Annotated in this window: 15 protein-coding genes and 1 riboswitch; of the genes, 4 read left to right on the top strand and 11 right to left on the bottom strand. The window is 58.4% G+C overall.

What is annotated here, in order from left to right:
* Window positions 1-115 precede the first annotated feature (115 nt).
* The 4 genes from AC2FIO_RS00765 to AC2FIO_RS00750 are packed head-to-tail and all read right to left on the bottom strand — an operon-like array spanning window position 116 to window position 6,696.
* Window positions 116-2,677: a putative PEP-binding protein gene (locus AC2FIO_RS00765; RefSeq protein ID WP_496695050.1), complete on the bottom strand. Its 2,562-nt coding sequence runs from the start codon at window positions 2,675-2,677 to the stop codon at window positions 116-118.
* 43 nt (window positions 2,678-2,720) lie between these two features.
* A complete protein-coding gene (gene glyS, locus AC2FIO_RS00760) occupies window positions 2,721-4,940 on the bottom strand; it encodes a glycine--tRNA ligase subunit beta (RefSeq protein ID WP_496695049.1) in 2,220 nt (739 codons plus the stop codon).
* Window positions 4,941-4,949: 9 nt separating this feature from the next.
* On the bottom strand, window positions 4,950-6,164 hold the full coding sequence (gltS, locus tag AC2FIO_RS00755) for a sodium/glutamate symporter (protein WP_282168559.1): 1,215 nt from the start codon (window positions 6,162-6,164) through the stop codon (window positions 4,950-4,952).
* 7 nt (window positions 6,165-6,171) lie between these two features.
* Window positions 6,172-6,696 (bottom strand): DUF6446 family protein, encoded by a 525-nt coding sequence (locus AC2FIO_RS00750; RefSeq protein ID WP_496695047.1) that lies wholly within the window; start codon window positions 6,694-6,696, stop codon window positions 6,172-6,174.
* Window positions 6,697-6,787: 91 nt separating this feature from the next.
* On the opposite strand from AC2FIO_RS00750, the gene AC2FIO_RS00745 reads away from it, so the two are divergent.
* Window positions 6,788-7,420 carry a MarC family protein gene (locus AC2FIO_RS00745; RefSeq protein ID WP_496695045.1) on the top strand — a complete coding sequence of 211 codons (633 nt, stop codon included), beginning with the start codon at window positions 6,788-6,790 and terminating at the stop codon, window positions 7,418-7,420.
* 8 nt (window positions 7,421-7,428) lie between these two features.
* On the opposite strand, the gene AC2FIO_RS00740 is transcribed toward AC2FIO_RS00745, so the two are convergent.
* The gene (locus AC2FIO_RS00740) at window positions 7,429-8,358 is read right to left on the bottom strand and encodes a glycine--tRNA ligase subunit alpha (protein ID WP_108858925.1); all 930 of its coding nucleotides are present in this window, start codon (window positions 8,356-8,358) and stop codon (window positions 7,429-7,431) included.
* A 205-nt stretch (window positions 8,359-8,563) separates the two neighbouring features.
* Between AC2FIO_RS00740 and AC2FIO_RS00735 the strand changes: the two genes are divergently transcribed.
* Window positions 8,564-10,297, top strand: coding sequence for a serine protease (locus AC2FIO_RS00735; protein ID WP_496695043.1), 1,734 nt, complete (start codon window positions 8,564-8,566; stop codon window positions 10,295-10,297).
* A 55-nt stretch (window positions 10,298-10,352) separates the two neighbouring features.
* Here AC2FIO_RS00735 and AC2FIO_RS00730 read toward each other — a convergent pair whose 3' ends face one another.
* The 5 genes from AC2FIO_RS00730 to metZ all read right to left on the bottom strand — a co-directional run bounded on the left by AC2FIO_RS00730 (window position 10,353) and on the right by metZ (window position 16,895).
* A complete protein-coding gene (locus AC2FIO_RS00730; protein ID WP_496695041.1) occupies window positions 10,353-11,927 on the bottom strand; it encodes a thiamine pyrophosphate-binding protein in 1,575 nt (524 codons plus the stop codon).
* Entirely contained in the window at window positions 11,927-13,375 is a 1,449-nt protein-coding gene (locus tag AC2FIO_RS00725) for a TrkH family potassium uptake protein (protein WP_496695040.1), read from the bottom strand. Before AC2FIO_RS00725 ends, AC2FIO_RS00730 begins: the two co-directional genes overlap by 1 nt.
* Window positions 13,376-13,426: 51 nt before the next feature.
* Window positions 13,427-14,152 (bottom strand): hypothetical protein, encoded by a 726-nt coding sequence (locus tag AC2FIO_RS00720; protein ID WP_496695038.1) that lies wholly within the window; start codon window positions 14,150-14,152, stop codon window positions 13,427-13,429.
* 279 nt (window positions 14,153-14,431) lie between these two features.
* Complete coding sequence (gene folE2 / locus AC2FIO_RS00715) at window positions 14,432-15,535, bottom strand: GTP cyclohydrolase FolE2 (protein ID WP_496695036.1); 1,104 nt, start codon at window positions 15,533-15,535, stop codon at window positions 14,432-14,434.
* A 169-nt stretch (window positions 15,536-15,704) separates the two neighbouring features.
* Complete coding sequence (gene metZ, locus AC2FIO_RS00710) at window positions 15,705-16,895, bottom strand: O-succinylhomoserine sulfhydrylase (protein WP_496695034.1); 1,191 nt, start codon at window positions 16,893-16,895, stop codon at window positions 15,705-15,707.
* Window positions 16,896-16,960: 65 nt separating this feature from the next.
* A riboswitch (SAM riboswitch) is annotated at window positions 16,961-17,038 on the bottom strand.
* Window positions 17,039-17,159: 121 nt separating this feature from the next.
* On the opposite strand from metZ, the gene AC2FIO_RS00705 reads away from it, so the two are divergent.
* Complete coding sequence (locus tag AC2FIO_RS00705; protein WP_496695032.1) at window positions 17,160-17,849, top strand: glutathione S-transferase N-terminal domain-containing protein; 690 nt, start codon at window positions 17,160-17,162, stop codon at window positions 17,847-17,849.
* A 235-nt stretch (window positions 17,850-18,084) separates the two neighbouring features.
* Window positions 18,085-18,732: a PAQR family membrane homeostasis protein TrhA gene (trhA, locus tag AC2FIO_RS00700; protein ID WP_496695030.1), complete on the top strand. Its 648-nt coding sequence runs from the start codon at window positions 18,085-18,087 to the stop codon at window positions 18,730-18,732.
* Window positions 18,733-19,041: 309 nt separating this feature from the next.
* Here trhA and AC2FIO_RS00695 read toward each other — a convergent pair whose 3' ends face one another.
* A complete protein-coding gene (locus tag AC2FIO_RS00695) occupies window positions 19,042-21,069 on the bottom strand; it encodes an oxidoreductase (protein WP_496695028.1) in 2,028 nt (675 codons plus the stop codon).
* Window positions 21,070-21,134 lie beyond the last annotated feature (65 nt).

Genomic DNA, 21,134 nt, shown 5'->3' with positions numbered 1-21,134 from the left:
TCAAACGGCGACGTCCAGTTCTGACGGAAAAGCAAGTGGAAAATCGCCGTTTCGTCAACAATATTTGACGACGGCGCTTTCTGTTACCTACTAATTCTAGAGTGCCGCCCTTCTGTCAACCCCCAAGTCTGGACGAAATCGCCAGTTGAGCGGCAGCCAGCCGAGCGACGGGCACCCGGAAGGGCGAACAGGACACATAGTCAAAGCCCAATTCCCGGCAAATGGCGATTGATTCGGGGTTTCCGCCATGTTCACCGCAGACTGACAATGTCACTTCTGGCTGTGCTTGCCTGCCGCGTTCAGCCCCCAGCTTAAGCAATTCGCCAACTCCGTCCGCATCCAACACATGAAACGGATCTTCGACAAAGACACCCTGCCGGACGTAGGCCGACATGAACCGACCAGCGTCATCGCGGGACAGGCCATAGGTCATCTGCGTCAGGTCGTTGGTTCCGAAACTTAAAAACGCGGTTTGCGGCGCGATCTCGGCTGCCCGTAAACAGGCACGAGGGGTTTCGACCATCACGCCTAGCCGATACTCAAATTCCTGCCCGCGTTCACCGGCGACGGCTGCTGCCACAGAATCGATGCGCGCCTTGACCAGTTCGACCTCGCGCTTGGCGGATACCAGCGGGATCATCACCTCGGGCACCACCGGTGCGCCGTCTTTGCTGGCTTCAAGCGTCGCCTCGAAAATCGCACGCGCCTGCATGTCGTAGATTTCGGGAACCGTCACACCCAGACGTACGCCGCGCAGGCCCAGCATCGGGTTATATTCGGTCATGGCGTCGACCCTGCGTTCGACATCTGAGACTGGCAGGTCCAGCGCTTCGGCAAGTTCGCGTTGGCCGGTGCGCGTGGTTGGAAGAAACTCGTGCAACGGTGGATCGAACAGACGGATACAGACAGGCTGTCCCTCCATGATCCGGAAAAGCTGCGCGAAGTCATCGCGCTGCATCGGCAACAAGCGTTCCAACACCGCTTCGCGACCGGATGAGGTCTGCGCAAAGATCATTTCGCGCATTACGATCAGACGACCGGGGTCAAAGAACATGTGCTCGGTCCGACACAACCCGATCCCTTGCGCCATGAAGTTCCGCGCTGTTTGTGCGTCTGCGGGTGTGTCCGCGTTGGCGCGAATTGCAATGTCCCGTTCTGCGTCCGCCCACCCCATCAGGGTCTGAAAACAATCATCCAGCGCGGCCTCGAGCATCGTCGGCCTCCCCGCCAACACCTGACCCGAGCTGCCGTCGATGGTCAATGTGTCGCCTGTTTTGAAAACCCGCCCGTCGGGAGCCATCAGCTGTTTTTTCTTTGTCTGAAACCGCATCTCGGACGCGCCGACGATGCACGGCAGGCCCAAACCCCGGCCAATCACGGCCGCGTGGCTGGTCATGCCGCCCTTTTCCGTCAGGACCGCCACGGCGGCATGCATACCGCGCACATCTTCCGGGGAGGTTTCACGGCGCACCAAAATGCACGGCTCTCCCCGCGCGGCGCTTGCCTGAGCCTCGGCCGAGGTGAAAACGATTTTGCCGGTCGCAGCACCCGGACTGGCGGCAATTCCGGTGGTCAGGGTGTCGCGTTCCGCATCAGGGTGAACCTGCCGGTGCAACAGCTCGTTCAGGGAATGTGGATCAACCCGCATTACAGCCTCTTGCGGAGGAATGATCCCGTCTTCGGCCAGGCGCACAGCGATCCGCATCGCCGCGCGTGCGCTGCGTTGAACCCGGACACCATCCAAAATGTGAACGTGGCCGTTTTCAATCACGAACTCGACCTGCATTTCCTCGCGCAGCTTGACCCGCATCAGCGCCGCATGCGTTTTGAGGTCCGCAAATGCCTTGGGCGCGACCTCCTCCAGGGACTTTCCGCGCGGATCCTTTTCCAGGTACAGCGCCGCGACGCCTTCCCCCAGCGCATCCCGCCCCTGACTTTGGCTCAGATACCGACCGGTGATCTGAGGCAATCCAGTGGTCGGATCAATTAGTTGCAGCACACCCGATCCGCACTCGCCCTGCCCAACGCCGGGGATCATCTCTTGGATCACCAAACCCAGACCCGCGTCCGCCGGCGCCCCCTTTGCCTGACGCAACAATCGCGCCGAGGTGCCCTCCCATGCGCGTGCCATCGAACGCAGCACGGCAATCAGCTGCTCTCCGCGATCCTGTGGAAAGGCTTCGTCCGTCTCGTCTTCGTAAGCCCGCAGAGATTCCTGCAGCCCCTCACGGCCATCGGCGTCAATCTCGTCAAACACATCCGGGTCCAGCCGCGCAACATGAACCGCGTAGCTTTGGACAAAGCGTAGATACAACGCAGCCGCGGCCTCGACCCCCATCGAATCCGACAGATCGACATAGCGCGCGTCATTCATGCCGATGTTCAGGATGGCACCCGGGCCGCCCCAATCGGGATCTTCGGAACTAGGCCGGACACACAGCAGCGCGGTCTGTTCAAACTGCTCAAGAACAGCAGCTAAATCCGGCACCTGCCCGTCCGATATCTGATGCACCGCATCAAATGACAACGCGACCGTTCGTGGAACCGGCAGCTCCAGACGAACCAGACGTTGCAGACATTTCGCCCTTCCGCCATGCGTGTTGGCGGCAACGGGCGCTTCGGACGTGATAAGCGTAGTATGCGGATTATTCTGCACTGCGGCACCTTTTGATTTCACCGCAGCATAAGCCCCTGCACCAACGGCGCAAGGGCGTTCTGGATCAGCCTTCGATGCGGCTCAGATCAGCAACACTGGAGCAGACCTGACGGATCTGGCTTAGCAGGTTCAGGCGGTTACGGCGCAGGATGTCATTGTCGGTATTGACCTGAACATCCTCGAAAAACGCATCCACCGGGCCGCGCAGGTCGGCCATGGCCGACATCGCACTTGGGAAATCCTCGGCTTTCAGCGCCGGGTCGATCTTGGCCTGTGCAGCTTCTAACGCGCCGAACAGAGCCTTTTCACTGTCAGTCTCCGCAAATTTGATATCAGCGCCATAGGAATACTCGACCCCGTCCTTTTCCTCGGCCTGGGTCAGAATATTGTTGGCGCGCTTGAACCCCTGCACGAGGTTTTCGCCATCCTCGGTCGCGATCACGGCATTCAGCGCGCGGGCGCGCTTGACCAGCAGGTTGAGGTCATCATTGCCGTCCATCGCGATGCAGGCGTCGATGATGTCGTGGCGAATGCCCTCGTCGCGGAGGAAGGTTTTGAGTCGGTCGTGGAAGAAGGAGAGGAGATCGTCGGACGCGTCCGGGACTTTCTTCTCCAACCCCAGAAATTCAGCGGTCGGCTTGTCGCCGAGATTGTCTTTGACCGCTTTGAAGGCTGCACCGAAGACGCCGTGATCCGCGATTTCTTCCAGCAGGTCCTCGACATCTGATTTCGGCAACGCGTCATTGATGGCACCCTCTGCCCGAACCAACTGGCTATCAAAGAACCGATCCAATCTTAGACGCAAATCGTTTTCGAGTATCAATCGCGTCACGCCCAACGCCGCGCGGCGTAGGGCAAACGGGTCTTTCGATCCCGTGGGCTTTTCCTCAATCGCCCAGAACCCGGTCAGCGTGTCCAACTTGTCGGCCAACGCCACAGTTACTGACAACGGCGCGGTGGGCACATCATCCGACGGCCCCAACGGCGAGTAATGTTCCTGCGCCACGGCGGCCACGGCGGCGTCCTCGCCGGCGGCTTCGACGTAATAACGACCCATAAGCCCTTGAAGTTCCGGGAATTCATAGACCATCTCGGAGCTTAAATCGGCCTTGGCCAGACGAGCGGCTTTCTCGGCCTGATCGGCATCCGCGCCCGTCACCGGGGCCAATTCGCGGGCAAGCGCCGCGATGCGGTCGATCCGCTCGACTTGAGTTCCCAGCTTGTTGTGGAAGGTCACATTCTCCAGCGCGCGGGTCCATTGGGCGATGTCCGATTTGGCAACGCGGAGGTCATTCTCCCAGAAGAACTTGGCATCGGCCAAACGGGCCGACAGCACCTTTTGGTTCCCTGCCAAAATGGTCGCGCCGTTGTCGGTGGTTTCACGGTTCGCAACAGTGATGAACCGCTCAATCCGGCCCGTTTTGGGGTTCTTCACGGAAAAGAACTTCTGATGCTCTTTCATCGAGGTCTGCAGAACCTCGGGAGGCAGTTCCAGAAACTCGTCGTCGATCCGCCCCATTAGGACAACTGGCCATTCGACCAGACCCGCGACCTCGGCCAGCAGGCCCTTGTCATCGACTACTTCCAGACCCGCCGCAAAAGCAAGGTTCTGGGCGTCGTTCCAAATATGCTCAGCGCGTTCTGCAGGCGACAGCACAACGAATGCGCGTTTCAGCTTGGCGGCGTAATCCTCAAAGGACGACACGGCGAACCGACCCGGCGCCATGAAACGATGACCCTCCGTGGTATCGCCGGACTTGATGCCTTCGATCTCCATCGGCACGACCTGCGCGCCAGCCTCATCGGTCAGAATACACAGGATCGAGTGCAACGGACGCACCCAGCGCAGACCGCCATTGCCCCATCGCATGGATTTCGGCCAGGGGAAGTTGCGGATCGTCGCCTCGAGTACCTCGGCGATGATCTCGGCAGCGGGACGGCCCGGTTTTTCGACGGTGGCGAAATAAACCGCGCCTTTGGGTGTTTCACGCTCTTCCAGTTGATCGCGGGTCAGACCTGCGCCCCGCAGGAAACCTTCGATGGCTTTGTCCGGCGCGCCGACTTTCGGACCCTTGCGTTCCTCGCGGATCATGGGGCTTTCCGAAAGCAACCCTTCGACCGCCAGCGTCAGGCGGCGCGGCGTTGTCAGCGTAGCAGCAGATGCGTAGGTCAAACCAGCCTCGACCAAACCATCGGTGATCCGCTTTTTCAGGTCTTCGCCGGCACGAGTCTGCATGCGCGCGGGGATTTCCTCGGAAAACAATTCGATCAGCAGGTCGGGCATATTCGGTCCTTAGAAATTGACGATCGTCTGAATGACGATGGCATTAGCGATATCCACAAAGAATGCGGATACAAGGGGCAATACGATAAAAGCAATAGGCGATGGGCCATATCGTTTGGTGACAGCGGTCATATTTGCAATAGCGGTCGGGGTGGCGCCTAGGGCGAAGCCTCCGAAACCGGCGGCCAGAACGGCGGCCCGGTAATTGCTGCCCATGACAGGAAACAGAACCCAGATCACAAATGCCACTGCGAACAAGGTCTGGGCCGACATGATGACCACAATGGCAAGGCCGAGTTCCGCGATGGTCCAAAGCTGCAGGCTCATTAATGACATGGCCAAAAACGCACCCAGCGAGAATTCCGAAATCAACGCCAGCGAGGGGGTGCGTTCAATTGGTGGGCGGCTGGGTGCAAGCCATGCGCGCAGGTTCGCGATGACGATGCCCATGATGAGACAAGGCACGAACAGCGGCAGCTTCAAACCGGCAGCGCTGATCGCCTCGCCCAGCGAATACCCCGCAATGATCGCCAGGTTGAGGAACAGGAGAACGCGCATGATCGACAGATGATCGATTTTGCTGGACACGTCATCGCCGTCAGTGGGAAGCCCCACTGTGTGATCCTCGTCGGGGCGTGCAGGGCTGAGGTTGCGCCCTTCGACCAGAAGCCGCGCTATCGGTCCACCAACCAAAGCAGCCAGAACAAGCCCAAGTGTTGCGACGGCAACGCCTAGCTCAGTCGCGCCGTCCAGGCCGGTGGCCTCGGCAACCTCGGGGGCCCAGGCAATCGCAGTTCCGTGCCCGCCGATCAGAGAAGCCGAGCCGAACAGAACCCCAGCCTGCGCCGGATACCCGAACATAGACGCCCCAATTGCCCCGATCCCGTTTTGCGCGACTATCGTCGCCAAAGTCAGGATCAAAAGTAAAAACAGAGGCTTGCCGCCTGATATCAGGTCAGAGATTCGCGCGTTTAACCCGATGCCCGCAAAGAACACCACCAATAGAAAATCCCGTGTGGCAAGGTCAAAGGACAGCTCAAGATCGAAGGCCAGATACAATATCAGCACGACCAGTGAGGCCAGCAGGCCACCCGTGACAGGTTCGGGAATGTTAAACTGGCGTAGTGCGGCGACGCGCGCATTGATCTCGACCCCCAAAAGATACACCGCAAAGCCCAACGTAGCGGTCAGGAAATCAGGTATCTGCAGGGTCTCGGCGGTCATCATATCCTCAATTCTGTGGTCGGTCCGGGCATTCTTCGCCAATCACGGTGCCGTCATAGGCCTTTTCGCCGCAATTGTTCAGCGCGTGCCAGACATAGCCTTTGCCGCCATTTGTAACGGCAACAATTCGGTCAACGCCAAAGTGGATGTTTTTTGCGCCCAGAAAGGCTTTGGCCTCACCTGATTTCAGGGCATCTGCCACCGCCACGGCGTCAAAGCAATCGAACCATCCGGGCGCGGTCAGCGGCTCTGCATTCTCGACCGTGACATAGTTTTCCTCAATCTGCGCAAGCGTCAGATCCGTTTCGAAACAGGCACGGTAGCGGATGGGTGAGCTGTCCGCGTCAATCGCCTGAAACGCACTGTAGGATATAGGCGTGGGCGCCTCGGCCCCTTCCGTCATCAACATGACATCCTGCCCGGGCTTGGATTCCACGTCATAATAAAATCCGTAGATCTGCAGGTAATACATCCCAAAACCGGCTACTGCCGCCGAGATCAGCACTATGATCGCAAGCACTTTTCCTGTCATCGTCTTTTCCTTTTGCTCACGATGCCTCTTTCACGATCGGTAAAAATAGGACAGGTTCCAATTGATTACAGGCCGGAAAGAGACTTTTGAAATGGACAGCACCCTTGCCGTAGGATTCTTCGGAGCGCTTTTTGCGATCATGAATCCAATCACGAACCTGCCAGTATTCCTTAGCGTCACCGACGGCCTTGCCCCGGCTGAGCAACGCAAAGTGGCTACAAAGACGGCGCTCTACTGCCTGATCCTCGGCGCATCGTTTGCGGCTGTGGGAAGTCAAACGCTCAGCCTGTTCGGCATCAGCGTCGATGACCTGCGCGTCGCGGGTGGTCTGGTTGTTCTGATGATTGGCCTGAACATGCTGAACGGAAAGCCCAGCACGTCGCATCACGGAACCGAGGGGGAAAGGCAATCCTATCCTGAACCTGATACGGTTGCCTTTTATCCGCTGGCCTTTCCGATCCTTGTCGGGCCGGGCACAATTACCACGTTGATCCTGTATGCAAGCCACATCCATAAACCGGTATATGCCATTGTTTACGCTGGCGTTTTCCTGGCCGTCCTGCTGTTGCTGTTCGTGACATTCTGGAACGCCGCAGCCATTGCCAAACGTCTGTCTGACAATGCTCGTGTTATCATGAGCCGGTTCATGGGCATGATCCTGTCGGCCATCGCAATCAGCATGATCGCGGCTGGCCTTAAGGTCTTGCTGCCCGGACTGGCCTGAGCGGCGCATTAGGCCTGAAACCCGGCGGCCTCGGTCAGCAGGAATGCGTCTGCGCATTGCTTCGCCAAGGCCCGCACGCGGCCGATATAGGCCTGACGCTCGGTTACCGAGATCACGCCCCGTGCGTCCAGCAGGTTGAACACGTGACTGGCCTTGATGCACTGATCATATGCTGGGTGCGCCATGATGATGCGCTTGCCAGTTTTTGGGTCGTCATGCTCCTGTGCCAGAATGGCGGCGCACTCAGCCTCGGCTTCTTCGAAGTGGCGCAACAACACTTCGGTGTTGGCCACGTCAAAGTTCCAGCGGGCGTATTCTTCTTCGGTCTGCTTGAAGATGTCGCCATAGGAAAGCGGGCTTGGTGACTGCGGATCGTTGAACGGCATGTCCATCACGTGGTCGATGCCAAGCACGTACATCGCCAGGCGCTCCAAGCCATAGGTCAGCTCGCCCGAGACCGGCGCACAATCATGGCCACCGACCTGTTGGAAGTATGTGAACTGGCTGACTTCCATGCCGTCACACCAAACTTCCCAACCCAGACCCCATGCGCCAAGGGTGGGGCTTTCCCAATCATCCTCGACAAACCGGATGTCATGCAGGGTCATGTCGATGCCAATCGCCTCAAGCGAGCCCAGATACAGGTCCTGCAAATCCGGCGGACTGGGTTTGATCAGCACTTGATACTGATAATAATGCTGCAACCGGTTGGGGTTCTCACCATAGCGCCCATCCGTAGGGCGGCGCGAAGGCTGCACATAAGCTGCGGCCCAAGTTTTCGACCCAAGCGCGCGCAAGGTGGTCGCCGGGTGGAACGTACCTGCACCAACCTCCATGTCATAGGGCTGCAGAATGGCGCAGCCTTTTGAGGCCCAATAGGTCTGAAGCCGCAAGATAATCTCTTGAAAAGAACGTGGTGCGCTGGACTGGTCGGTCATGACATTCCCTTTGGACGCCACTGCGCCCGGTTCCGTTGGGTTTTGTCCTTCCTATGCAAGGGGCCGTTGGGCGTCAACGGGCGGCAAAGCCTATGCTGTCACTGCGCAGCCACACTGGAAATTCCCCGTATTCCGGGCATGGCTTTCGGTACGTTGTTTCGCGTAGGGTCCGGCAAAGATAAAACACTGCAGACACGGGCAGACAATGACTCGCATATTTACGGCAATTTTGTTTCTTTTTCTCATCGGCGCGCGCGCTGTTTTTGCACAGCAGGACGCAGGTGTCTGGGTGCAGGTCGAAGCGCAGCCCTCGCTGCGCGAAGCGCAGGAACGTGCGCGGGCCTATGCCGGTACCTTGCCGGACGTAAACGGATTTCGCTTGAACTCTGGATGGTATGCCATTGTTATCGGGCCATATTTGCGCACCGATGCGGAACAGGTTCTAAGCGTTTACCGCGCCGAGGGGCAAATCCCTGCGGACAGCTATATCGCGTTTTCTAGTGCACTGGGTCAGCAATTCTGGCCGGTCGGAGAGAACATTCTGGATCGGGGCGTCGTGACGCCACCAGTTGAACCTCAGCCGGAACAGCCGGTTGTTGGCGTAACACCGCAGGCCTCTGACGAGACACGCTCACAAGCGTTGCAAAGCGAACGTCTTCTAAGCACGCAGGAACGCATGAATTTGCAAACCGCCCTGCAGGCCGCGGGTTTTTACAATTCAACGATCGATGGCGCATTTGGCCAAGGCACGCGGCGCTCCATGGGCGACTGGCAACGGTTCAATGGCTTTGAGGCTACCGGCGTTCTGACGACTGCGCAGCGCAAGGCGTTGATTGACGACTTTAACGCCCCCCTTCTGAGCGTCGGGATGGAGCGTTACTCCGACCCGCAGGCCGGTATCGATGTGGATCTGCCGCTGGGTGTCATCGCATTCGACCGTTATGAGGCCCCGTTTGTTCACTTCAAAAGCACAACCGATCTGGACGCCAAGGCCCTGTTGATCAGTCAGAAAGGCGACAAAGCCACGCTGCGCGCCCTTTATGAGGTGCTGCAATCGCTGGAAATCGTTCCGCTCGATGGCCCACGACAACTGCGCGGCGACAGCTTTACGCTGGAAGGGCGCGGTAATGGGATCGTGACCTATAGCGAAGCACGGCTGGACGATGGCCAGATCAAAGGCTTTGCACTGGTTTGGCCCGAGGGTGACGATGCCCGGCGCGCCAGAGTGCTAGCCGCAATGAAGACCGGCTTTACCGCAACTGGCACGGTGCTGGACGCCGCAGTGGGTGCCAAGGCCGAGCAGCGGATTGATCTGGTGTCCGGACTGCAGGTACGCACACCGCGCCTGTCCCGTTCGGGCTTTTTCGCTGATACAAGCGGCACGGTTCTGACCGTATTTGAGGCAGCGGACAGCTGCACACGCATCACGCTTGATGACGATCAGGAGTTCCAAGTCGCCTTGTCAGATGCAGATCTGGGCGTGGCGGTTCTGCGCCCCAGCCGCAATCTGGTTCCGGTCAACGTGGCAGAATTCAGCGCCGATGCGCCGCGTATTCAATCTGAGATCGCGGTGTCGGGCTTCTCGTATGAAGGCGCCTTGGGCGCACCGACACTCACCTTTGGTCAGATCGCTGATGTGCGCGGCCTGAACGGAGAAAACGGCGTGAAACGTCTGGCATTGGCGGCCCAGCCCGGCGATGCGGGCGGACCGGTATTTAACGGCAATGGCCAGGTTGTCGGCATGCTGCTGCCGACCCCGACCGAAGGACGCACCCTGCCCGCGTCCGTCAGCCTTGCTGCAACGGCCAACAGTCTGAACGAAGTTCTGGCCAAGGCGGGTGTGTCCGGTCAATCGGGTCAGCCGACGGCGCAAATCTCGCCCAATGAACTCAGCCGCCGAGCCACCGGAATGACCGTGTTGGTTCATTGCTGGGATTAAGAACAATACCAAAACGAAAAAAGCGCCGCTCTTTCGGGCGGCGCTTTTTTGTTGGCTAGAGGATATCCGGCGTGATGCGTATCAGCGTCGGAACAGGTGCGGAAAAGGCTGACCGAACCGCCTCTTGCATCTCGGGCAAACTGGAGGGCGCAGAGGACAACGCGCCAAAGGCCTCGGCGAGTTTGCAGAAATCCGGGTTCCGCGCGACAACCGCATTCGGGGCGATCTGACCTCGGACCATGCTGTCCTCGATCTCTTTGAGCTTTCCGTTGTCCCAAAGAATAATCGGCAGAGACAGGCCCAGTTCAACTGCTGCCCCAAGCTCTTGCATCGTATAGTGAAAACCGTAGTCCCCGGCGATCACCGCTGTAGGCTTACCTCGGCGCGCCACAGCCCCGCCAATTCCGGCCGGCAGCGCATAGCCAAGCGTGCCGAATCCCGTCGGATGGTGCCAGTGATAGGGATAGCCCATATCCCAAACCTCTTTGGCGACATAAGCGAACTGGGTCATGTCAGAATAGATCATGGTGTCGCCGGGCATCGCCGCGCGAAGGGCATCCAGGACCGGGACGATACCTGGTCGTTCCGCATCCACTTCGGCCCGCCAACGGCGGCGCGTGTCGGCTACTTCTTCCGCTGTCCACCCCGTTGCAGGTTTGACATGATCAATGGCAGCCCAAAGTGCATGGGCAAAGCTTTCCCCATCAGCCTGCAGCTTGACGGCTGCGCGATGGTGGTCGGACAGAACCTTCGGGTCCAGATCTATACGCACCAGATTGGCCGTGTGGCCCAATGTGTTTCGCCACAGGTCGACCTCGCCCAATTCCGCGCCCACGACGACCACAAGGTCGGCGGAAGCGACAACATCGGCGCTGCCCGGTCGTGGCAACATGGCTCCGTAGTCCAACGCATAGCCCAACCCCGCCATTCCGCGCCCGGCATACGTGGTAAAACAGGCCGCACCCAACTGCGTCAGGATTTGCCGCCACAGATTCGACCGCGCACCACCACCCAGAATAAACAACGGGCGCTGTGCGATGTTCAGCATGGACATTACCGGAGCCAAGTCCGGCGGCAGAACTTTTGAACGCAAACCAGGTTGGTTGGGAAACGGTGCGGGATCTGCATCGGCCTCAAGCTGTGCAATCGGCACTTGGATGTGTTTTGGGCGTGGACGGTTGAGTTCAAACTCTTCAAAAGCACGCTCGACCAGACTGTAGGCTGCCTGCGCCGTATTGGCCTGATGCGACCAGTCCGTCACGGTTTCAGCCGCAGCACGCTGGTCTTTCATCTGGTGCAAATGCCCGTGCACCCCTTGCGTTTCATCAAGGCACGAGGACATCACCAGCATCGGGACCGAGTCCGTATAGGCCTGCCCCATCGGTGTCATGATATTGCACAACCCCGGTCCGGTGATGACATATGCAACACCCGGCTTGCCGGTCGCACGGGCATAGCCGTCGGCCATGAACCCTGCTCCCTGCTCGTGCCGGGCCAGCACATGGGTGATTCCGGCCTCTTCGATCCCGCGATACATTTCCTGATTGTGCACGCCGGGAATACCAAAGATCACATCCACTCCGCGATCCCGCAGCATATGCGAAATCTGCGCACCAAGGGGTCTTTTCATCAATTCCTCCAGAATTGGACAGTGAAGAGTGCGTAAACGGCCAAAAGCTCAAGCCGTCCCACCAGCATTCCGATTGAAAGCAGCCATTTCGCGGTGTCGCTGAGCCCTGCAAAGTTGCCGGCCGGTCCGATCTGGTCCCCCAGTCCCGGCCCTACATTGGCCAGCGCTGTGGCTGCCCCAGAGACGGCAGTTATGAAATCCAATCCCGTCAGCGCCAGCGCCCAGGCCAGCACGCCCAACGAGAGCACAAAAAACATAAAGAAGCTCATGACTGAGGTCAGAACGTCCGGGCCAATCGAACGGCCATCATATTGCGGCGTGAAGACCCCGTGAGGTGAGCGGATGCGGCGGATTTGGGTCTTGATCGAAGCAAACAGCAGCTGATACCGGAAGATCTTGATTGAGCAGGCGGTTGAACCCGCGCAGCCGCCAATCAGACCGATCAGGAAGAACATCATGATCGGGAAACTGCCCCAACCCATGTAATCTACGCTGGCATACCCGGTACCCGAAATGATCGAGGTGATGTTGAACAGGGATTCCCGAACAGCCTGTTCCCAATGATGCGGGAAAACGGAGGTCAGAAAGACCGCCATAATGACCACCAGCACCAGAATGGTCGCCAGAAAGGTCCGTATCTGGCTGTCGCGGAAAATGGACCTCGTATTGCCATTGGCGAATTGGACGTAGCGCACGAAAGGCAGTGCAGCGAGGATCATGAAGACAGCGGCCGCATATTCTGCTGGGCCGGAAAACGTGCCAAAGGACGCGTCATAATTTGAAAACCCGCCCGTTGAGATCGTCGTCAGGGCGTGCACCACGGCATCAAAAAAGCCCATCCCCAGACCTGCATAGACCAGCGCGCAAACAATCGTCAGAAAGACGTAGATCAGGGAAATCTGGCCCGCGATCTCTTGCGCACGCGGCAGAATTTTCCCCATGGTTTCAAATCCTTCCGAGCGGAAGATTTGCATCCCCCCGACGCGAAGCTCGGGCAAGAAAACCATGGCCACGACGATGATGCCGATGCCGCCCAACCATTGCAGCAGGCCACGCCAAAGCAGCAACCCCTGTGGCAGGTTATCGAGGCCGGAAATCACGGTCGAGCCCGTCGTCGTCAGGCCCGACATCGCCTCGAAATACGCGTCGACAAAGCGCAGTTCGGTCTCGCCCAAAAGAAACGGAATGGCGCCAAAAAATGGCAGTGCGACCCAGACCCCTGTAGTCAGTAAAAAGGTCTGACGGATCGTTAGACCTTCGCCTACTCCGTTCGAGCAGCTCATTGCCAGAACGACGCCGGTCAGAATCGTGATGACGCCGCTTTCGAGAAAAACGTGCCACTCGCCCCGGCCTTCGATGAAGTCCGCAAGCATAGGCAGCAGCATGGTCGCCCCAAGAATGGCGACCAATAGGCCAATCACATATCCAACCGGGCGCATATCCGTCATGAGGCGCAGCGTTGGCGCGCCTGCACGACTGTGTCAAGCCGGTGTCGGGTTTTACCCGTCCGTTTTGCGGGCCGTTGTTGGCATCGCGGGCGGATTAGACGGGGCGCGCGGGCGACGTGCCGGAGTTGCCTGTGCCCCCTCGAGCTTTGTGGCAACGGCTTTTGCAGGCGCAGGCTGCGCCGCGACCGGCTTGCCGGGTGCTGGTTTCGCCGCGACCGGCTTGGGTGCGGCCGGTTTGGCCGGGGTCTTCGGCACAGTGGTGTTTGCTGCCACAGGTTTCGGCTTGGCAACCGCTGCCGGTTTTGGCGCAGGTGTTTTTCTAGCAACGGCAGGCTTTGGTTTGGCTGCCGCTGCGGGTTTGGCCGCTGGCTGCCCTTTGGCGACGGCAGGCTTGGCGGCAGGCTTTTCTGCAACTTCGGTCGATTTGGCTGCAACCAGAGTGGGTTTGGTTACAGCAGCCACCGTTTTGGGCGCGGTCGGCTTGGGTGATTCGACCTTAGGTTTTGCGGCGGCTTTCTTGCGGGCTACAGGCTTGGGCTTGGCCACCACCGCAGGTTTTGCCTTGGCAACCGATTTGGCCTTCGGCGCGGGTTTTGCCGAGGGTGCAGCCGGGGCCGGAGCAGCAGCCGACGCGTGCAAGGCACTAACCGACACAAACGGCAGCTCCATCGCCGAACGGGTCAAAATCTGCATAATTTTCATTTGGTTGCTAACCGCATAGCCGGCCATTCGGATGGCCGCAGCCTGAAATTCCAGCGGTTGGGAAATTGGATTCATACTTTAGTTCTCCTCTGAAAGCGATGCAGCCTACAAAAGAGTGAATTGAGCTGCCCGTCCCGATTTTTCGGGCGGATCAAGCAGTCACGAAGTCCTGAGCGTCGCACGTCTCAGCTTCCTTTCAGAGTGGCAGACGCACGAACAGAAATTCGCCTGCCACGGCTGCATTCCACAGCAGTGTTACTTGAATGACCGTGCAAATGCAGCATGAATTGCCGCGCTGCGGCGGAAAACCGCTCTTGGTCTAAAAATGATACTTTATTGATCCACCCTGCCCCGTCACCCGACGTGGAACAGGGTGGTGAACAGCCGCGGGTCCAGGCTGGGTGACACAAAGGTCGGACCTTCGGTCAGAACCGACACCGCATCGTGGCTGTGCAGGCTTTCCTGGTGGCTTGCGACCACGCGGAAATCGCCGATATGGTGATCGGCCAGCAATTCGGCACAGAACAAACGGGCAGCGTCTTCGACAAAGATCGGATTGGCCGCGTTAAGCTCGGCAAATGCCTGTTCATCCTCGCGTTTGACCATCACCTGCGTTTCTGTCGGAACGGCACGGCGGCACATGGCAATCAGATCCTCGAACCAAAGGCAATCCGCGTCGCAATCGACCACAACAGAAATCCGCGCCACTGAGCGTTGCGAATGCGGTGTGGCCAGCTGTCCACGTGTTGCGCGTGCGTGCTCACTGAGTTCCAGCGAACAGGGACATGTTGAGGAATATACGTAGTCCAGATGCATGATCTTCTGGCGCACTCCGCCCTGTTCAACCAGCTCAAGTGCTATGTCGTAATACTGGTACCCTTCCAATCCGGACCGCAGGCTTTGCACACGGTCGGGATAAGAAAAGCGCATCTGGATACGGGCGTCAAAGCTATCCAGATCGGTCATATAATCATCCAGCGCGGCCTCCATGACCTCAAAGCTGAACGTACGCTCGGCGTGTTTGTAGAACGAACGCATGATCCGGGACATGTTGATGCCTTTCTTTTCGGCATCCAGGCTAACAGTCCCGGTCACCGAGGTCTCTAGCGTCAGGTCATCGCCGCGCTTTCGATGAAACCGGATCGGTAGGCGGAAGTTCGAGATACCAACATGCTGGATTTGTTGCTTTGCGCCCCGGATCAAGCTGGACGGGCCATTCTGCAGGTCCGGCAAGGTCGCACGATACGCGCTGTCGACCGTGAACCCATCAGGGTATTCGCGCGACAGGGACGGATAATTCACGGGCACCAGACCAGGCACAAGGCGCGCAATCGCCGGGTCGAGCTGGCTGATCTCGGCCTCGGTTGCGGACTCGGCCCATTTGCGCAGCGTCTTCAGAGCGGCTGCGGCTTCGTCATTGTCGGGCGTGTCCTCAATGTCGCGGGGGTGCACGTTCATCGATCGGGTTCCTCGGTTGGTCGCCGGACCATATACGTGTTCGGCTTGCTTTCCAGTGTAGCTTTATACGCTGAAAAACACAGCCCGGATCGAAATTCGGCGAAAATCGCATGACTTACGTCTTTTTCATCTAGTTTCGACCCGGTTGTCAGTAAACCGCTGCCGTTAGTTAACGTTGCGACACATCCAGCGCGTGTTTGATGTCTGCAAGCAGATCGCCCGCGTCCTCCAACCCGACGGAAAAGCGGATCAGGCCCGGTGTAATGCCCAATTCGTCCTTCTGATCGTCGCTCAAACGCTGGTGCGTCGTCGTTGCGGGGTGTGTTGCGATTGACTTGGCATCGCCCAGATTGTTCGAGATGACAGGGATCGTCAGCGCGTTCAGGAATGCAAACGCTGCGTCCTTGCCGCCCTTGATGTCCAGCGACAGAACTGTTCCGCCTTTGCCACCCAGCTGGGCTTGGACCAATGCGTTTTGCGCATGGGTTCTCAGACCCGGATAAAGCGTCCGTTCCAGCGCCAGATGCCCCTCAAGCGCTTCTGCAATGGTCTGTGCCGTCTCGGCCTGAGCGTTCACGCGCAGTGCCATCGTTTCCAGACCTTTCAGCATGACCCAAGCGTTGAACGGGCTCAGCGCTCCACCGGTATGTTTCAGATAGGGCTCAACCGTACCCCGGATGAAATCCTTGGTACCAATGATGACACCGCCCAAAGCACGCCCCTGCCCGTCGATATGTTTGGTCGCGGAATAGACCACGACATCCGCCCCCTGTTCGATCGCGCGCGAGAAGACGGGCGTGGAAAAGACGTTATCCACGATGACAAGCGCGCCAACCGCATGGGCCAGTTTGGCAACCGCCTCGATATCAATGACCTCAAGCGTCGGGTTTGACATGGATTCGAAGAAAACCGCCTTGGTCTCAGGGCGGATCGCCGCTTTCCAAGCGTCCAGATCGGTGCCGTCAACAAAGGTGACGTTCACACCATAACGGGAAAGGATGTTTTCGAGGATATAAAGACAGGACCCGAACAATGCCTTGGCCGACACCACATGGTCGCCCGCCTGTAGCATCGAGGTCAGCGCCGCGTTCACCGCAGCCATGCCGGATGCTGTGGCAAATGCGTCCTCGCCACCTTCCAGCGCCGCGATGCGCTGTTCGAACATCGAAACGGTCGGGTTGCCATAGCGGGCATAGATGAACTCATCCGGGCCGGATTCGATGAACCGCGCCTCGGCTTGTTCGGCTGTCTCATAGACAAAGCCCTGTGTCAGAAAAATTGCTTCGCTGACTTCGTTGTATTGGCTGCGACGGATGCCGCCATGGACGGCTTGGGTGCGTTTGTTCCAGCTCTCGCTCATCTCATTCCTCTCGACCCTTGTCTGGCAAGGGCATCAAAAAAACCCCAGACGCGGTCAAGCGAAAGGGGCCTTTCATCCTGACCTTTTAGCGGTGTTGTTTAGCGTGGCCCGCAATCCGGTAACAAATCGCCACGTAGCTTCTGCGATGCAAATACGCCGCGTGTACATGGCCGTCAAGCCCGGTTGCCCTGTGTCACGCTTTCGTAACCGCCTCTTGCCGATTGCGCAGAATACCGCATGATCGCCTCAACCTGAGGAGGCACCATGATCGATCTGTATTTCTGGCCCACGCCGAATGGCTGGAAGGCGTCCATCGCTTTGGAAGAGATGGACCTTCCCTACACGACCCACCTGATCAATATCGGCAAGGGTGATCAGTTCGACCCCGAGTTCCTGAAAATTGCGCCCAACAACCGGATGCCTGCCATCGTTGACCCGGACGGCCCGGATGGCGCACCTATCTCGGTGTTCGAAAGCGGCGCGATCCTGATGTATCTCGCCCGCAAGACCGGGCGATTTTATGGCAAAACCGAACGTGACCGGATCGCCGTCGAGGAATGGCTGATGTGGCAAATGGGCGGCGTCGGCCCAATGGCCGGTCAGGCGCATCACTTCCTGAAATACGCGCCAAACCTCGAGCCACCGCAGGACCTGCCCTATGCCAAGGACCGCTACCGCGCCGAAGTCGGGCGGCTGTACGGAGTATTGGACCGGCGGTTGGCCGAAAATGAATACGTCGCGGGCGATTTCTATTCCATCGCGGATATGTCGATCTGGGGCTGGGCAAGCCTGTGGGAAGGGCAACAACAGGTGTTGGAGGACAAACCGCACTTTGCCCGGTGGCTTGAGACAGTAAGTGCCCGTCCGGGCGTTCAATCCGGGCGCGCGTTACACGCCGAGCTGCGCGGCGATCACAGGGACAAGCAGGCGCAGGGAGTGTTGTTTAACCGTTAAGGCACGTTTATCCAATGTCCTCTATGAGCCCAGCGCCGACCTTGACCGATGCTTTTTACTTGGCTCGTACAGCACTCGCGAACAACACAAACTGGACGTTGGACATATTGTAGAACAAAGGCGAGATAGCGGACGGGGCAGTCATCTGTCGTAGCGCCGAGAACTGACGCGCCGGAAGCATAGACACTCCACGCGTCTGGATGTAGCGCGAGACAAACCTTTGCCCGGAACCAAAATGACGGAAACGACATACCCTAGCCCTATCCGATCGCACCGCCATGCCGACATTGCCGTCCATGCGTTCGGGCTGGTAGCGATCCTGACGGCCGGGGGAGTACTTCTTTCAAAATCAATCCTCGGCCTCGAACCTAAACTGGTTCTCGCGGTCGTGGTTTACGTTCTTTGTGCGCTGTCATCCAACTTAGCATCCGTCGCCTATCACTTTTCCACGTGGCACCACGGGCGCAAGCTGATGCGGCGCATTGATCACGCAGCGATCTACCCCAGCATCTCGGGCACCTTCACACCGTTTTTCGTCTTGGCAGGCACGACATGGACGATGGCCTTGCTGTGGATTTGTTGGGGGCTGACAGCCGTGGCCATCTGGAACAAGATCACGAACGAAGCGGTCAAGTCACGATGGTCAACTGCATCCTACCTTGGACTGGGCGCAATTGGGTTGAGCGCCCTTCCAGACCTCACGAATGTACCCATCACAACATTGTGGTGCATTTTGGCTGGGTCCTCCGCCTACGTCATTGGAACGGTGTTTTACGCCCATAAAACTATGCCTTATCGGTATGCTGTTTGGCACACATGGGTGAATATTGGCGGAGCGCTGATGTTTGCGGGCATATGGATCGCCCTATCCACTCAATGGTAGATTTTGTAGAGGCAGGGACTAACAGTTTCGCAACCGGTATGTTGGATAATGCCGCGGAATAATCGGTCTGCTTTGGGCTTATAGGACCTGTTATGTCTCACCGCAGAGAACGGCTGCGTTGAGCCCTTAAGGAGCGATGCAAAGTCCGCTATGCGGATGAATCCGCCCTTCGATCTTCTGGCACTTAGGTCAACTATTTGCTCTTCGCAGCCGCTGAAAAAAACACCACCAGCCGAGAGCGGAAATTCGCTGCGTTCCGTCTGAACGTCCGCTTTCGCAGCAACTGATGAAAGATACTCGGAGCGCAGTTCAGGCTAAACAGCAAATACGCAAAGCGTCTAGAATCGCGGCGTGCATATTGCGGCCTGCGATCGCGTCACCAATTCGAGCCAGATAGAACTGGCCATCCGGCTCTTCGTCACTGAACGGGAATGAGCCATTGATCAGCGCCTTGTGATCGACCTGCCCAAGGTTTCGCGAACCTGGCTTTAGATCGTGATAGAGCGCGTCCGTCGGGATTAGACCATGTTCGACAACCACGTGGTCGACAAGACGCTTGGTGATATCACCGGTCAAGATATTGCGCAGGCTGGCGCACACCCGGTTTCCCTCTTGGCTTAGAGCACCGAGTTCGTGGAGGCAGGTAAAGGTCACCCCGTTTGCTGCCAGATCGCGCAAAGCAACGGCAGAGGTCGTTGGGCCAAGGTCATGCAGAAGCGCACGGTCGGGGGTCACAAGTTCGACGCTGTGGCCGGCCCTTGCCAACGTGTCGGCCGTGACTGCCGCGGGATGGTCTCCAACCTCGTCGAACAACAGAACTTCGCCCGAGACACGTGCTTCTCCGGACAGAACCTCCCAGCTGGAGAGCGCCAGATCGCCGCCCGGAATGGATAATGGCTCGGGCCATCCGCCGGTAGCAACTATGACCAACTCCGGGAGTTCTCTTAGCACGTCACCGGCCTCGACATAGGTATTCATGCGGAGATCAACATCGAGTGCGGTCACCTCGGAAATCAACCAATCGGCAACACCCCATACCTGCCTACGTGTCCCCCCCTTGGCTGCCAAAACAAGCTGCCCGCCCAGTCGATGTGATGCCTCGAACAAAACCACATCGTGACCGCGCAAGGCACTGACCCGCGCCGCCTCCAGCCCGCCAGGCCCGCCACCGACGACAACCACCTTCTTTCGGGTGCGGCTGGCAGGAATAACATGGGGTAAAGTTTGCTCCCGCCCGGTGGCGGCATTGTGTCCGCACACGGCAGGCTTGCCCTGATTGACGCGGTCTACGCAATACCCGAGGCCAACACAGGTGCGGATACGTTTCTCTTCCCCGCGTGCCAGTTTTGCGACCAAATAAGGATCAGCCATTTGGGCGCGCGTCATGCCGACAAGATCGACATGACCGCCGGTAACCGCGTGTCGGGCCGTTGCAATGTCCGCGATGCCGCCTGCATGCAGGATCGGCAAGTTGACGGCTTCGCGGATGCGCCCGGCCACAGTAATATGCGGGGCAGCTGGCAGACCCATCGGGCGCACCCATTCAGCAAGACCAAGGTCATCGTAGGGCGCCCCGACCAGGATGTTGAGCAGGTCGACATGGCCACTGTCTTCCAGCATCCGGGCGGCGGCAACACAATCCTCGGCGCTAAGCCCGCCCTCTATCAACTCATCGCCGGTGATACGCATGGACAGTATGAACTTTGGACCAACCTCTGCGCGCACCGCATCCAAAACCTGCATGGTCAGGCGCATGCGGTTTTTCAACGTTCCACCAAAGGCATCGTCGCGTTGGTTGGTAAGCGGAGAAAGAAACTGGCCCAGCAAATGCGAATGGGACAGAAGCTCGATTCCGTCGAACCCGCCCTGCTGACAACGTCGCGCCGCAGCGGCAAAATCGCAGACCACTCGTTCAATGTCCTCTTGTTCCATTGCTTTGGGAAAGGCACGGTGCGCGCGCTCGCGCACGCCGGATGGCGCCAAAACCGGCAGCCAATGACCGTCATCCCAAGCGGTTCGACGCCCCATATGGGTGATCTGGCACATGACCGCGGCCCCGTGCGTGTGAACGCCATCCGTAAGCTTCCGGAACCACGGAATGATACTGTCATTGCCAGCATAGAGCTGGCCAAAAACCGAAGGGCTGTCGGGGGCAATATTGGTTGACCCGCCGATCATGGTCAGGGCTACACCCCCCTTAGCCTTCTCTTCGTGATACAGCCTGTATCGGTCTCGAGGGTGACCGTCTTCGACATAGTTGGGTGCATGAGATGTACTGACGATGCGGTTGCGCAGCGTCAGGTGCTTGAGCTGAAACGGATCAAGTAGTTTCGCCATGATCAACTCCCTTCGGTAACCAAACATAGCCCCGGGTCGGTCCCGTTGGCCGCCTTCTGTAACTG

Source organism: Ruegeria sp. CDSB086 (genome assembly GCF_059611065.1).
Note: the sequence above shows the minus strand (reverse complement) of the source record. Positions and strands in the feature narration are given on the sequence as shown.